The following is a 15,672-nucleotide window of genomic DNA, read 5'->3' as shown; positions in this document are numbered from 1 at the left end:
TTCCTCCTATTGGTTTTGCAAATGTTTTTTTGCTAATTATGCCATTCCCCTTTGATTATCGCCATTATACATGGTAAATAGTGCCATGAACAGATTACATAAGGTGTGTTTTGGGGCGTTCTTTACAATACCATGTTTTAAATAGACGATATTGAGCGAAGATGGTTCTTTTTGTGTGTGGAGTGAAATTTACTTGCTGGTTGCTGAACTCTACCACTGCATATGCGAAGTCTACCTACTCACCTTCGAAATCTACCACTCGAGCATTGAACTCTACCCGCCCCATCAAAATAAAGCATTCGCTGGCGAATGCTTCCGCTATTGCGTTTCGCTGCAAGCGAAACGCTGGCCATTCATTTTTTGGTATTGATCTCGAGTGCGAAATCTACCACTTGCCAGTCGAAATCAACTTTCCTTCTCTGTTTTTTATTAATAGATAGAAGTCATTTTGCAATGCGCGAATATATTTTGACTACACTAACTTTTTATATCTCTTAGCTTTGGAGATTGGTATACTTCAGGAGAAAAGGAGGAATGCTATGTTTATAAAAGAACGGACACCACCGATTGAATTAAAATGGCTGCCTCGCTTGCTGCGGCGTCTCCCTCGCCATCATAGCAGTTGGCCAAACGTCGAGAAAGCGCATTATATGATGAAAGCAGGATATGGCGGTGAAATTGAAATTGATCGACGGCTGAGGCACTTGCGCTGGAAAGATTGCCTTTTCATTGGTGACTTGCAGTTGAGTTATGCTTATTGCCAGATTGATACGATTGTCCTCACCCCTTATTTTGCGCTCATTTTGGAAGTCAAAAATTATTCTGGTATCTTGATTTTTGATGAAGAAAGCATGCATCTTCGACAAATCACTCGCCAAGGCCAGGCAGTCGGCTATCATTCGCCCGTGACGCAAGCTTGGAATGCGCGCGAAGAATTGCTGGTTTTATTTGGAGAAATGGGGGTTAAGCTCCCAGTCGATGCAGCCATTGTCCTTCCTTATTCAACGACTTTGGTTGAAAATATGCCAAAAGTATTTCCTGTGATTTATGGCCATTCTTTAAACCGTTTTATCTCCTCCATCCCCCAAAACGGAAAACCGCTTCCAAACGAAGAAATTGTTCGTATTGGCCAACTTCTTCTGGAAAAACACTCACCCTTTCCAAAGAAAAATTATTCTCAGACCTTTAAATACGCACCTGCTGAATTAAAGAAAGGTATTCTTTGCCACCAATGCGGATCAATAAGCAGCCGGATCAGTACGCGAACACATTATTGTTCAAGCTGCAATTTAAAGATTAGCGGCGGCCTGTCTTATACGCTTGATGAATGGTTTGCTTTCGCTTCTCCTAAAATCACCAACAGTCAGTGCCGAGAATTTTTGATGCTGCGTGATAAAAATGCCGCGCATCATGTTTTGACACATGCGGGATTGACTCGAAAGCGGGAGAATGGACAATTTTACTATTATAAATAAGCTACTAAGCTGACCTTTTAGAAGGTTGGCTTTTTTCTTTGATGTTGAAATCAACTAGTCGGGGTGTGAAATCTACTTACTTGCTGCTGAAATCTACCTCTGCGCATGCGAAGTCTACTTACTCACCCTCGAAATCTACCACTCGCCTATTGAAATCTACTCTCCAACCCCAATAAGGCATTCGCCAGCGAATGCCTCCTTCCTCGCGGTTCGCTGCAAGCGAAACGCTGGCCATTCAGCTTTTGAAATTGATCTTGAGTGTGAAATCTACTTGTTTGCTGCTGAAATCTACCTCTGCGCATGCGAAATCTACTTACTCACCCTTGAAATCTACCACTGGCCACTTGAAATCTACCCGCCTCCAAAAACCCCCAACCAAAAAAGCCCCCCACCAAAGGTGAAGGGCTCTCCCATTAAAATCGCTTATTTAATTTCAATGCTGTACTTCGCAAATCCGTCTGCTGCTGCGCCTAGGTATTTGATGCCGCTGTCTGCTGGCACCAATTTTTGGGCTTTGCCGGACGTTTCGAAGACGATGTTCGGGTTGCCTGCGACTGGCGCGAATGTCCAGTTGCTGTCAGCCGATGGATCGATGGTGCCGACTTCGACCATGTAGTCCATGATGACTTGGCGGTTTTCGTACGCGTAGTCTGTTTTCTCACTCGCGTTCACGACGCCTGGGAAGTTGCCGCTTGCGCGGTAGTTGTTTGTGACGACAAGGAATTCTTGCGTGTCCGTTACTGCTTTGCCGTCATATTTCAAGTTCTTGATGCGGCTTGCTTTGTCGTTGACCAATTTGCCGTCTGCGTCGTATTTCGCCGGCTGCGTAACGTCAATTTCGTACGTAACGCCGTCGATGACGTCAAAGTTGTAGGTACGGTAATCCGGGTTGATCAATTGCTGCTCCCCTGTTGCTGTTGGGTTGATTTGCTTGAATTGGCCTGCTGACATTTCCAGCCATTCCGTCAAATCAGCACCTGTCATTTTCAACGTGAAGATCGTATTGTCGTAGACGTAAAGGTCCGCTACGTTTTTAATGGCGATTTCGCCTGTGTTGATTTCAGTGTAGTAATCCGCTCCGTTGCGTCCGCCTGCTTTGAACGGTGCTGCAGCTGAAAGGATCGGCAGGTCAGCGTTTGCTGTGCCGGCTACTTTTTGCTCGACATACCATTTCTGTGCATTGTTGACGATTTGGACGGATGGATCATCTTTCACTAGAGAGAAATAGCTGTTGATCGGAGCTGTCGTTTTGCCGACCGGGCTGCGAACATATTCGATTGTGCCTTCGTGCGTTTCTTTAACCGCTTCAATGACTTCTTCTGCCACTTTATCGTTGGTTGAATCGATTGCGCGAAGTGCCGCTTTTTCAGATACGACTTCCCACTCTTCCCCTTTAGGCGAAAGTTTCAAGTCGATGACGCCCAAGTGGCTGCCGAATTTTCCTGGCATCACAACTGGCGTGCCGTTGATTGTTCCTTGATCCTGGTTGACGTTTTTCAAATCGCCGTAAGATCCTGGGAAGACATCGTGGTTATGTCCAGTGATGATTGCATCGATGCCATCAATTTCAGAAAGTTGGTACGTGATGTCTTCTTCGCCGACTTCATGCGTTTCATCACCCATTCCGGAGTGGGAAAGAACCACGACGATATCAGCGCCCGCTTTTTCAACTTCCGGAAGGAATTTCTCAACAGATTCCACTGCATCTTCAGCGATGACTTTGCCTTCAAGGTTGGCGCGGTCCCACTTCATGATGTGCGGAGCGACGACGCCGATGACGCCGACTTTGATCGTATGTTTGTCGCCGTTTCCATCCACCACTTCATGGTCGATGATTTCATACGGCTTGAATTTGTTTTCTTTCGTTTGTGCATCGTAGACGTTTGCGTTCAATACTGGGAATGGCGCATCGTCAAGTGCTTCGTCCAAATAATCAAGGCCGAAGTTGAATTCGTGGTTGCCGAGCGTTGATGCATCGAAATCCAATGATTCAAGCGCTGCATAAGCCGGGTGAAGCTCGCCGTCTTCCAAGCGGTCAACCGTTACTTTATAGCCGCCGAACGGTGTTCCTTGGATCAAATCGCCGTTGTCGAACAATAGGCTGTTCGGGTTCTGCGCACGCGCTTCTTTGATCAAGACGCCGGTTTTCGCTAAGCCAAGGCTGTTCGACACTTTATCCTGATAATAATCGTAGTTGACGAAATTGGTATGAAGGTCGGACGTTCCAAGAATGCGAAGCGATACGTCTTTAGGGTTTACTGGCTGGTATTCTTTCAATAAACGCTTGATGATGGCTGCCATTTCTTTCGGAGCGATTCCTTTTGCCGGTTTGACTGTTCCGTCGCTATAGCCTTTAAGGAGGCCGATGCCGACAGCTTCAGACAAATCGCCGACTAAGCTCTTGCTCAAATAGCGGTTATCTTTGAATGGTTTCAATAATGAACTTGGGTATTCTTTTTCCGATTCGATTGCACGGGCTGCGATCGAGAAGCCTTGCTCACGTGATAGTTTTTCATTTGGAGCGAACGTTGTCTTTGTCTTGCCGCTGGTGATGCCCAAATTGAAAGCCGCTTCCACGTAAGGCGCAAGTTTCGGATCCACATCCTTGAATGTGATGGTCGATCCATCTCCGAGTTTCACATCAAGAGCCGTCACCAATTGCTTGATGTACTCTCCGCGCGTCACTTCTTTTGCTGCAGCTTGCGTCTGAGCCGGAACCGTTGTTGCCATTGCGCTCGTTGCAAGAACCAACGCCGCTAGTGTCATCGCCGCTTTTTTCCCAATTGCCATTTTCCCATCTCCCTTTTAGTGAATAGTCTAGCTTTTTTATTATATGCCTAATAATAAAACAATTGAATACGTTTACATAAAATTTATAAAGAATTTGCCGTTAATTTTCTTTTAAATGAGAAATTTCGAGACTTTTTTGATTTTCAAGCGTCTAGTAGGAAGAAGGGCATGTCAGCTTGAAATATTTGCATAAAAAGACCTACTTACTTATTCTGGAATGTTTGTTACAGTATTATTACATAAATGTTACGAAATGACTTTATTCCATGAAACGGTTTTATTCTCAGTAATTAGGAAAAAACAGGAATAGACTGATTGCTGGCCTGTCTCTTGAAGTAACAATTCTATTTGAGGGGTGTCGTTTTGAAAAAGTTTCCATTAATCACAGGTGCCGCATTAGCAATCAGCTTACTGGCATCACCCGCATTCGCAGCAGCCGATTTGCCAAAGAGCCACGGATTTTACGACGAAATGACGTATTTGATTAATAAAGGCGTCGTTTCCGGATTTGAAGACGGCACGGTGAAACCGGATAAAACCGTCAGCCGTGCAGAAGCTGCCATCATGATCGGCAAGCTGAAAGGCTTCAACGGAACACAAAGTGCAACAAAGTTCAAAGATGTATCAAAAGGCCAAAAAGCGAGCGGCTACATCGCGGCAGCTGAAAAAGCCGGCTACATCACAGGCTACCCGGACGGCACATTCAAACCGAATGCACCGATCACCCGCGGCGATATGGCCATCATCCTTTCACGCGTCTTCCCGATGGCGATGGAAGGCATCGAAGAATTCAAGGACGTGTCACCGAACATGCGCGCTTATGGCGCAATCGGCCAAGTGGTCAGCGCTAATGTTGCAGCGGGCTATAAAGACCTGACGTTCAAACCGAATAACGCGACGACTCGTGCGCAATTCTCTGCTTTCTTAGCCCGCGGGCTGGAGCCGAAATTCAAAAATGATACGCATATGGCGCATTCGTATTTGAAAGATAAGACGAAAACGTATACGTACCGTGAAATCACGGGCGAAGTGTCGACTGAAAAATACGTAGACAGCGCAGACTATTTGGATGAGCCGCTTGGCTATTTCTGGCTCGTTGACTACAAAGACGACAGCGAAGATTACCTATACGGGGAGTACGAAAGCAGCAAAATGTACATCAACGGTTTCCCGGAAGACGGCTTTACACGCAGCCTCGTCTACCCTGTCACGAAAGGCCAAACCTTCGACAGCTGGGACGATGAATTGCCGCCGTTCAAAATTACCGGCGTCAATGTAAAAGTCGCGACTCCGTATAAGACCTTTACAAACGCAGTTGAAATTTCCGTGCTGCACCCCGAATGGGACGGCAAAAGCTACAAATACTACATGGCGGAAGGCTATGGGTTGATTAAAACCGTGCATTACGACGGCGACACGCTTTATGAATTAGTGGATGTAAAATAAACATCAAATAAAAAAGTTGAAGGGAACGATTCTTTGAAGAAATATCCGATGATCTCAGCAGCAGCACTCGCACTTACCCTACTTGTCTCACCTGCCCAGGCAGCAACCGATTTGCCGAAAAGCCACGGCTTTTATGACGAAATGACCTATTTGGTGAATAAAGGCGTCATTTCCGGCTACGAAGACGGCACCATCAAACCGGACAAGGTCGTGACGCGCGCAGAAGCCGCGATCATGATCGGGAAATTGAAAAACTTCAAAGGGACGCAAACTTCAACCAATTTCAAAGATGTTTCGAAGTCCCAAAAAGCAAGCGGCTTCATCGCGGAAGCGGCAAAAGCCGGCTTCATCAGCGGCTATCCGGATGGCACATTCAAGCCGTATGCGCCGATTACGCGCGGCGATATGTCGATCATTTTGGACCGCACATTCAATATCTTTAATGGCGTTGGGGCGCCATTCAGCGATGTATCCCCAAATATGAAATCGTATAATGCGATTGCTACCATGGTGAGCGGCAATATCACTGCTGGTTATTCGGATAATACATTCCGTCCGAACCAAGCGATTACGCGTGGCCAGCTTGCTGCTTTCATGTCTCGCGTCCTTGAGCCGAAATTCAAGAACGATACGCATATGACAAACTCATACTTGAGAGACAAAACTAAAATATACAGCTACTCAACCAAGCAAGGCACGGCTACTTTGAAATTTGAAGAAGTTCCTGTAATTGAGGGCAATGACTTTGGCTTTATGTGGGTGACAAGAACCGATTGGAATTCCGCTACTACACTGTTAGTGGAAAACGAAACAAAAGATGCGCTGATTTATGGCTTGCCATACTCTGAAGCTGAAACAGAGATTGTTTACCCGATCCAAGTCGGCAAAACTTTTGAAAATGGTTTAGGCGAGCGCTATATTTCGACCATCACTGGTGTTAATAAAACCGTCAACACACCGTATAAGAAATTCACCAATGCTGTCGAAATTACTATTGAAAGCGGTGAAAAGTATTACATGGTTGAAGGGTACGGATCAGTCAAAGCATTGGATGCTAAAGGCGAAACAGTAAGTGAACTTTCAAGCGTGAAATAAGGAGTTTGATTGAGGGCCTTCTCTACAGAGAGAAGGCCCTTTTTTATTTTGGTGAGTTCATCGCAAACAAAAAGGCACCCGAATGGATGCCTTTTTCTCTTCTATTTCAATAACTGCATTTTGCCAAGCGCGCGGTGCAGGATGACGGCGGTTTCGGCACGCGTCGTGCGGGCTTTCGGATCGAATTTATTGCCCGTCCGGCCTGTAATGATGCCGAGCGCATACGCTTTTGAAACGGCGTCTTTCGCATAGCCGCCGATTCGGTTCGCGTCCGAAAATTGGTGCGGCTTCCCTAAGTTTTTCAGCAACGATGGATTTTGGAACTCGACGGCGCGAATCGCTATGACGGCCATTTCTTCCCGCGTGATCGGGGCATCCGGGGCGTAGCTGCCGTCTTTTTTCCCGGCCACAATTCCGGCTCTGGCAGCGGCTTCGATGCCCGGATATGCCCACGCCTTGCTCGCCCCCACATCTTTGAACGTTCCTTCATAGTCCCGGAGCGGCAATTCGAGTGCCCGGGCAAGCAGCACAGCAAACTCGGCCCGGGTCAAATCGCTTTCCGGCTCGAACGTCGCCGCTGTTTTCCCGGCAATGATGCCGCGGCTCGCCAACGCTTCGATTTGCGTGCGGGCCCAGTGGTTTTGGGTGTCATTGAATCCGTTAGGGCTTGCGGCGCCTTTTCCGGAAATCACTTGTTTGCCGACATTCCCGGCTGCGTCCTCCACCCGGACGTTGACGGTATCTTTTTCTCCTGCCGTGACAGCGAATGCGAACGAACCATCCGTTGAAAGCTTGATCGGCATGGCTGCGTCTTCTTTGCCTCCAGATGTCACGGTGTAGGTGGCCTTCAGTTTTTCATTGAGGTCAAACGCCGTTCCGTATTTTGTCAGTTCTTTGTAGTAGTCGATGTATTTATCGGTGATTTTGCCGCTTGCTTTCCCTCCGCTTACAGTGCCCGAAATTTTCGGTGCGGTCGATTTGACGACGACCGGGCCAAACGACGCACTGACGACAGGCGGATTTCCGGAAACGGTCTGGCCCATGTAGTCAATTGTATACAAGCCGTCCGGAATCGGCTTTTCCTCCGGACCGCTTCCTGGAATGTACGTGCCGTCGATGTCCATTCGGTAGGAGCCCGCTGAAAGCGTGGACGCTGCATACAGATAACCGATATAGCCGTCTCCTTCAACTCCAGCTGCCGGATCCATGATGTTCCAGAGCTGGATGAAGTTCGTTTTGACGTCTTCCGTCAACACGAAACTCAATTCCGCTTTGTCGTTGATGCCGTCTTTATTAAATGAAAGATCGGTTTCCGTTATTTTGAAATTCTTCACCTCGGTTGGTGCGCCGCCGAAATCTGCAGCGAACGGCAAGGAAATTTCCTTGGAATTTCCGGATTCCGGTTTGAGGCGGATATAGCCCAGGGCTTCATCGCCTACTTGGAAATTGGCATTTTGGGATGCCGTCAGCGTAACTTTGATCAGCTCTTCGCCGCTTAACGTAAAGGACGGCTTGTCGACAGTGACCTTGGCGTCTGCAAAGGTCTTCAGCGTATCCACTGAAACGGTGTACTTCCCGCCTCCTCCGTCCATATCCTTCACTCGGATTTCTTTAGTGATGGAAATCGGTCCGGTTTCCGGATTCAGCGAACCGAATGTGATGGTGCCTTTGACATTCGGCACGCGTCTGCCGGTTTCATCTAAAATCGCTTCGTCTTCCGCATAAGCCAAAATATCGGGATGGAGCGCTTCGTAAGGATCGACCCGTCCGGCGCCTTGGGCAAACACGTCATATTTTTTCGTATCCAGGATTTTCGCGGTATTGGATAGCGCCACTTTCACGTCGAACGGCGACCAGTCGGGGTGCTTCTGCAAAAGCAGCGCGGCAATCCCGGCAATATGCGGTGCGGCCATGGACGTTCCGGTTTCATTGCCATATGCCAGATCGTAGCTTGCTTTCGGGTTGTCGGCTCTATACATCGGCAACGTCGACATGATATTGGTGCCGGGTGCCACAACATCCGGTTTGATGTCGTAGTTCGGCGTACTCGGGCCACGTGAGCTGGTGTCGTTGATGTCATCGCCTTTTAAGACGGTTTCGGTGAAATCACTGAACGAGACCGTTCCGGCATTTTGCGCAATCATGATTTTTATCGCTTCCCCGTCCCCTTTTGATAAATCGAAAGTCGGCAAAGCATCAAGCCCTTCGCCGAGAGATGCGCCAGACGGCTCGGAAAGGCTGCTGTTGTTATAGATGAGAACCGCTACGGCCCCGGCATTTTTAGCGTTTTTGACTTTTTCGACAAACGGAATGTCGCCTCTCGAAATGAGCGCCACTTTCCCTTTCACATTCAGCCCATTGAAGTTATTCGCTTTGCCGAATCCGGGAATGGAGACGATTCCGTAGCTTCCTGCCAATTGCTTGGCCGGATCCGCATTAAATGCGTTAAGCATCAGTTTGTTCACTTTCGAATAATTGAAGAGACCTGCTTTAATTTGCACTTTTCCGCTGTAGACGGATTCAGGAGTCGTCGTGTTCCCCACCGCAATTCCGAGGCGCGTAGTAGACGGCGTCCCGATCGTCCCGCGGTCCGGACCGAAATTGCCGGTGGCGGAAACGGCGACCGTGCCGGCTAGCATCGCATTATTGATGGCAAATGAACCGGCATCCGTTTCGGAATTGGTGCCGCCGCCAAGCGATAAGTTGATGACGTCGATGTCCTGTTTGACCGCTTCCTCGATGGCGGCGACGATGCTGGAATTCAAGCCGCTGCCATAAGCTCCCAGCACACGGTAGGCGTAAAGGTCGACTTTCGGGGCAACGCCTTTCACTTTGTATTTATTGGCTCCATTTGCAGCAATGATCCCGGCGACATGCGTGCCGTGCGACGTATAGAACGGATCGCCGCTTTCATCGAATTCCGGCAAGTTGCCGGGACGTTCCGACGGGCGCGTTTCAGAAGCATCGTTGTCTGCTCGCGGCCGCGTGTAAATGGATGAATGCTTAACGAAATTTTTGCCGCCTTTGTAAATTCCTTTAAATTCAGGATGGTCGGCATCAATTCCCGTATCGATGACGGCGACGCTAATACCTTTGCCGTCGATGCCTTCTGCCCAAAGTTTCTCGATGCCGAGAAACGGAGCGCTGACATTCATCGCCGGCTTGACTTCAGCATTGCCGGCTCCGGATGAAGCAGCCCGTACCGTGACATCCGGTTCCACTAACGTCACGCCGTCAATCTCCATTAATTTGTCCAAATCATCGGCCTTGACTGTTGCCGAAAAACCGTTCAACACGGTTTTGTAGCTGAATCCTACTTCATATGAAATTTGTTCGCTGGCCATTTCTTCTTTGGCCGATCTTTGCTGGCTCGCCACTTTCACTTCCGCTGAACTTTCCAGCGAAGCAGTGAAGGCTTGTCCGGCTGACTCTAAAATTCCTTTTTGCAAAGCTACCGGCTTTTCCGATAGATGGATGATGACCGGCACTTTTTGGCTGCCGGAAAGATCCTGCAAATCTTTATGTAACTTTGCCGTACGGTGGGACAATTGAAGCTGTTCGATAATCGCCGCTTGGGCTTGGAGATCTCCTGCAGTGTGGGCTGATTTTTTATACGGATTGGTTTCCGCAGTTTCCGCAGCCTCCGCAGTTTCAAAGGGTATGAGCAATGAAAGAACCAGGGCAAGGGACAGGAAGCTTCTGAAGAATTTCACGTGCAAAACCTTCTTCATGGGACATAACTCCTTCCGTTCTATCATTATTATCTGAATAATTAGATAATTTTATAATATCACATGATTCGAAAACCCCAAGGTTTATTTTAAATAATTTACAAATTATTCTTATTAGGTACTTTAGTCCTTTTAAAGGAACAAAAAAACCCAAGCTTGTGGCTTGAGTTTGATTGGCTTCTTTATTCGTCTTGATAAGTGAATCCTTTTTCGGTTAATGCTTCTCTTAGTTTCGGCAGCGAAGACGGCCCGATGCCGTGGAGCTGCCGCACTTCTTTTTCCGTGAACTTTGATAGTTCTTCAGCTGAGGTAATGCCATGTGCTTCTAATGCCCGCCTCGCCGGCGCTGAAAACCGGGAAAGAAATGGATCAACTGGGTTTGCCATTGAAATTCATCCTTTCGGTTAATGTTTGCCCCTAGTATAAATAAATCGGCGCGTATTGAAAAGGCGGCGAAGATCGCTGCTGAGTTGCTTATTATTGTGTTTTTTTCTTAAGGCCATGCGAAATTACCCCAATCGTTTCCGAAATCACCCCATTCCTGTTCGAATTCACCCCAAGACCCCTCGAAATTACCCCGATCCGCTGCGAATTCACCCTTCTCCCATTCCTCGTCTTTTGAACTTTCGCTTTTCGCTGCAAGCGGAAAGCCGGCAACTAGGTTTTGATCTTTTGAATGAGTTTCTACCTTTTAAGGATGAATTCTATAAGGAAACTAAAAGCAACATCTGCCCCACTCAGGTACCCTGCAAACATTAAAAAGCCCGAAGCAGCTTCTGCTGCTCCGGGCTTCCCTTCTTACTTCACAGTTAACTTAATGGTAGCTTCATTGCCGCCGTACGAAACGGTGATCGTTGTCGAGCCTTTTTTCTTGGCTGTGATTTGGCCATTGCTCTTCACTTCGGCAATTTTGCTGTCTTTCACTTTGAATTTCGCTTTTTTCGTGACATCTTCTTTGACTGGCTTGGCTTTGCCTTTTACCGTCGTTTGCGTCACTTTGATTTTTTCTTTCTTGCCTTCTTTTAATGACAGGTTTGCTTTATCCACTTCCAGCGTTACGACCGGCTTCGGATCTGCGACTGTCACATTGACGACAACTTTCTCTTTGCCATGCGAAACAGTGATCGTTGTTTTGCCTGCTTTTTTCGCAGTGATTTCACCGTTTTTCACACTGACAATGGATGAATCTGCTACTTTATAAGAAGCTTGTTTCGTCACGTCTTTTGTTTTCTTTTTGCCGTTTGGCAGCGTTGTTTCTTCTGTCACCGATAATTTTTCTTTATCGCCGACATTCAATTCAACATTGTCTTTGTTCACGCTTAAGTTCGAGCCATCTTGCGCCGCTGCTTGTTTCGTGATTGTGAAATCCAGCTCTGTGCGGTGGCCCGTCAAATCTTCAACGACCAATTTGTAGTCGTTGACGCCTTCTTCAAGCACTGGCACCGTTGTTTTGATGTTTTGGTCAAAACTCTTGCCGCTGTATGAAGCCATTTCGTGCGCAAAAATTTCGCTGTCATACAAGTAAACGCGGATTTGGTCGAAGTTGTCTTTAACGTTGAATGTAATTTCCACTTCATCCGTATCCAGGCCAACTGTTTTCGGCGCATCCACTAACGTAATGGTTGCCGCTTTCGTATCCACCAGGATCTGGCGGCGGATTTCCATTTCGTTATCGAATTCATCTACCGCTTTCACTGTTACATACTGCGAACCGTCTTCAAACGTCAAGGTATGCGTGAAGTTCGTGCCGTCGAATTCTTTTGCCGGCGCGCCGTTCACTGTCAATGACTTGATGGTTGAATCGTCTTCCACGCGTCCTTTTACGACTACTTCATTTTTATCATGCGTCGAAAGGACTCCAGGGGAATCAATGAAAATCACAGGTTCTTTATCTTCAGAACCGGTAACCGGCAATTCCACTTCGGTTTTATTGCCAGCGACGTCATAGAAGACGGCTGTCAATTTGTCGTCTTTTTTCAACTCTGCCGTTACGGTAAAGTCTGTTATAGCCGGTGCCAATGATTCATCAGCCGGAGTTGCCGCATCTTCCGTCAATTCCTTGCCGTTCAAGTAGACTTCCCAGCGGTCAGGCGCTGTGTTGTCTGTAAAGCTGTTGACGACAACTTTTTTCGTTTTTGGATCAAATGATGCTTTCGCTGTCGGCGCTTTCGTATCCACGATGACCGGGAATTCGATCGACTGCCATTCAGCGTTCGGATAATCAATTACGGCGCGAAGCTGCAATTTGTAGCTGCCGTCCGCTACCACTTTGCCCATCGCTTTTCCATCCCATTTAAAATCAGGCGAGAATACGTAAGGTTCCGTGCTGTCGTAGCTCTTAACCATTTCTTCTTCCGTACGGATCGTCCGCAATTTCTTGCCGTTTGCATCAAGCACATTCAGCTCGAAGTTCTTCGCATTTCGCATAAGCGAGAATACCGGAATGACGCCATCTTGCACGCCATCGCCGTTTGGAGAGAAGGCAAATTTCGTTTGATCGAATCCTTCGAGATGCGTGCCGCCGTTCAGGATGAATCCTTGGTCATCTGCAAGCATTGTCTGCCCGTAGTACGTCATCGGATCCCAAGCGAAATCATCGAAAATGCTGGCATCGTCCCATTCGCCGTTAAAGCCGAAATACGGAACGACTAATTCGGTGTTGCCTGTCACTTCTTCGTTTTCATCAGTTAGGATGACAAAACCATCTACAAAATAGCCATTTGTGAAGATTTCATCCAGTTCTGCGTCAATTGCTGAAACGTCCACTGTTACCGGGATGTCGACGGTTTGATTTGCTGGAACCGTCACGGTTTTTGGAGCTGCGATCGAGACTTCATCTGATACATTGACTGAACCGGTTTCGTTCGGCGCAGTTACTAAGACGCCGCCGCCGTCTGTTGCCGCATCCACTTGCACATTGACATCCACTGCGAATTCCGCAGCTTCATCCGAATAGTTCTGGGCTTTCAATGTGAATGCATACTGGTTGTTCTTGATTTCTTTTAATGCCACTTTTCCTTCGTTTGTCGCTTTGTTGACAACTGTTACGTCCGTTGAAAGCGCATCGTGCAATTGCATCAATCCTGCACCTTGGCGGCGAGGCGATACGAATTGGCCTTCAGCGAATTCTACCGGGTTTGCTGTATTCATCATGATGTTCTTCGCGAATTGTACACGGTCTTTTCCTTGTAAGCCAAGCTCTTCAATGCGCTGGAACACTAATGCCGTTCCGCCAGCTACGTGCGGTGCCGCCATTGAAGTACCGCTCATCAAACCGTATTCATCGTCGTTCAGCGTCGAGAAGATGTTGCCGCCTGGCGCTGTGATTTCCGGTTTGAAGTCAAGGTTCGGCGTTGGCCCCCATGAAGTGAAATCACTCATTTCGCCCGCTGCCGGGTTTTGCGTTTCCAAATACTGTCCGTCAAATGTAACCGTTACTGTCTGTCCGGAAGCAAGCGCATTTTTCATCGCTAAGCCTGCGTCTTGGACCGTTGACATAAATGGAATCGTGATCGATGGATCGGAGGCCATATTGATCGTGCCTGATGTGTTGTTGTAAATGATGACGCCTGCTGCACCTGCTGCCTGTGCCGCTTGGCCTTTTTCAACAAAGCTGATTTCACCGCGTGAAATCAACGCGAATTTGCCGGTGAAGTCTTTGCCTTCAAAATCAGCCGGCAATCCAAGGCCTGCATCTACCAGCTCATATGAGTCTTCCGGCAAATCGCGCGGATCTTTGTCGTTGGCAAGCAAGTACAATGCGCGCCCTGCTTCAGCGCCGCCGAATTGGTAGCCGAAGCTAAGTGCCGTAATGACGTCGTTTTCAAATGAAGCGACACCGAAAGAATCATAAGAAACACTCGGTGAACCGGTTAAGCCGTAATCCTGGTTTTCTGCGTATGGATAGAAGTAACCCGATCCGAACATGTCCGAGTTCCCTGCAGAAATCGAAACGAGAATGCCGTTATTTGTTGCACGTTCTACTGCTTGCTGCTCAGGATCTGATGAATCCACGAAGCCGCCAGTTGAACCGAGCGACATGTTGATGACATCCGCCCCTAATTTGATGGAATCGTCAATTGCTTTAATGTAAATATCGCCATAAGTTGATGGGTAAAGCGGATCGTTGCCGAAGACTTTTAATGCCAGAAGCTGCGCTTCTGGTGCAACGCCTTGGATCCCGCCGTTTTCTTCATTGCCGTTCGCGCCGACTGTTCCGGCAACGTGCATGCCGTGCATCGAAGCTTCAGGCCCTAAGTCAAGAATCGTATCGTTGCCATCCATATAGTTGTAGCCGAATGGCACTTTTGCTGTGTAGTATTTTCCTGCTTCCAGCGATTTGTCTGCAAGCAATGCGTCGACTTCCGCTTTGGTGATTTCACCCGTTGCGTTGTCCGTCAACACCATATCTTTATGCGATGGGTCGATGCCGGTATCGATGACGCCGACCACCATGCCTTCGCCTTTGTAGCCGTAATCATTCCAGACTTGCTGCGCCTGGACCAATGCTTTCGAATACTTCATTTCCGGTTTGATCGCCGGACGCTCGTATTCGGTTGCTTCATAAACCGCTTTTACGCCAGTTTGAGCTGCAATTTTTTCGACTTGTCCAGCCGGAACTTTTGCGGAGAAGCCGTTAAATACCGTGGTAAAGTTTTCGAGATATGTAATGCCGGGTGCTGCTGTTTTGATTTTGGATTTGACCGTATTTTGGTCCGTGACCACCGCCGACTCTAAGCTGTCTTTTGTGGAATCCGGCAAGCTCTTGTAAAGAACCCCTTTGCGTGTCGCATTTTCAATCGCCGGCTCTTTTTGGAGCTCGACAATAACGCGCACCTCTTTTTTCGGATCTTTCGGATTCGCCAGTTTGTCCGGCAGTTTAACAGCCGGCTTCTGGTTGACCTGTTTCGAGACCCCTGCAGCCGAAGTGTTCGGTGCAGCAGATGCTCCCGTGAAACCGAAGGCCACTGAGCTGAACGTCAACAAAACCACAAGCGCTGTGATGATGAGATTGCGTAAATTACTCAATTGTTTTCCCCCTTATGATAGTGTGGTTGCTAAAGAAAAATTAGCGGCATATCAAATTTACCATATTATTAAAATATTCTAACTAGTCTGATGTGATTATTTCTTCT

At 47.7% G+C, this 15,672-nt stretch carries 6 protein-coding genes and 1 pseudogene; 3 read left to right on the top strand and 4 right to left on the bottom strand.

The genetic code is table 11. The features are described 5' to 3' along the window. The first annotated feature begins 539 nt into the window (after positions 1 to 539). Positions 540 to 1,475 carry a nuclease-related domain-containing protein gene (locus MTR82_RS06670; protein ID WP_246808390.1) on the top strand — a complete coding sequence of 312 codons (936 nt, stop codon included), beginning with the start codon at positions 540 to 542 and terminating at the stop codon, positions 1,473 to 1,475. 423 nt (positions 1,476 to 1,898) lie between these two features. Here MTR82_RS06670 and MTR82_RS06665 read toward each other — a convergent pair whose 3' ends face one another. Then, the gene (locus MTR82_RS06665; protein ID WP_246808387.1) at positions 1,899 to 4,265 is read right to left on the bottom strand and encodes a bifunctional 2',3'-cyclic-nucleotide 2'-phosphodiesterase/3'-nucleotidase; all 2,367 of its coding nucleotides are present in this window, start codon (positions 4,263 to 4,265) and stop codon (positions 1,899 to 1,901) included. A gap of 363 nt (positions 4,266 to 4,628) precedes the next feature. On the opposite strand from MTR82_RS06665, the gene MTR82_RS06660 reads away from it, so the two are divergent. Together MTR82_RS06660 and MTR82_RS06655 are read left to right on the top strand one after the other, a co-directional pair. Further along, on the top strand, positions 4,629 to 5,711 hold the full coding sequence (locus MTR82_RS06660; protein WP_246808386.1) for an S-layer homology domain-containing protein: 1,083 nt from the start codon (positions 4,629 to 4,631) through the stop codon (positions 5,709 to 5,711). A gap of 33 nt (positions 5,712 to 5,744) precedes the next feature. Next, a complete protein-coding gene (locus tag MTR82_RS06655; protein ID WP_246808385.1) occupies positions 5,745 to 6,806 on the top strand; it encodes an S-layer homology domain-containing protein in 1,062 nt (353 codons plus the stop codon). 101 nt (positions 6,807 to 6,907) lie between these two features. On the opposite strand, the gene MTR82_RS17080 is transcribed toward MTR82_RS06655, so the two are convergent. The 3 genes and pseudogenes from MTR82_RS17080 to MTR82_RS06630 all read right to left on the bottom strand — a co-directional run bounded on the left by MTR82_RS17080 (position 6,908) and on the right by MTR82_RS06630 (position 15,565). Beyond that, the gene (locus tag MTR82_RS17080) at positions 6,908 to 10,537 is read right to left on the bottom strand and encodes a S8 family serine peptidase (protein ID WP_279576975.1); all 3,630 of its coding nucleotides are present in this window, start codon (positions 10,535 to 10,537) and stop codon (positions 6,908 to 6,910) included. Between the two features lie 182 nt (positions 10,538 to 10,719). Then, positions 10,720 to 10,914: pseudogene (locus MTR82_RS06635) on the bottom strand (helix-hairpin-helix domain-containing protein); the annotation flags it as partial. Positions 10,915 to 11,335: 421 nt separating this feature from the next. Further along, positions 11,336 to 15,565 carry a S8 family serine peptidase gene (locus MTR82_RS06630; protein ID WP_246808384.1) on the bottom strand — a complete coding sequence of 1,410 codons (4,230 nt, stop codon included), beginning with the start codon at positions 15,563 to 15,565 and terminating at the stop codon, positions 11,336 to 11,338. Positions 15,566 to 15,672 lie beyond the last annotated feature (107 nt).

It is taken from the genome of Planococcus ruber, assembly GCF_022819085.1.
In the GTDB taxonomy this organism is placed as follows: Bacteria; Bacillota; Bacilli; order Bacillales_A; family Planococcaceae; genus Planococcus; species Planococcus ruber.
The sequence above is the reverse complement of the archived record's forward strand: the minus strand, read 5'-3'. Positions and strand labels throughout refer to the sequence as shown.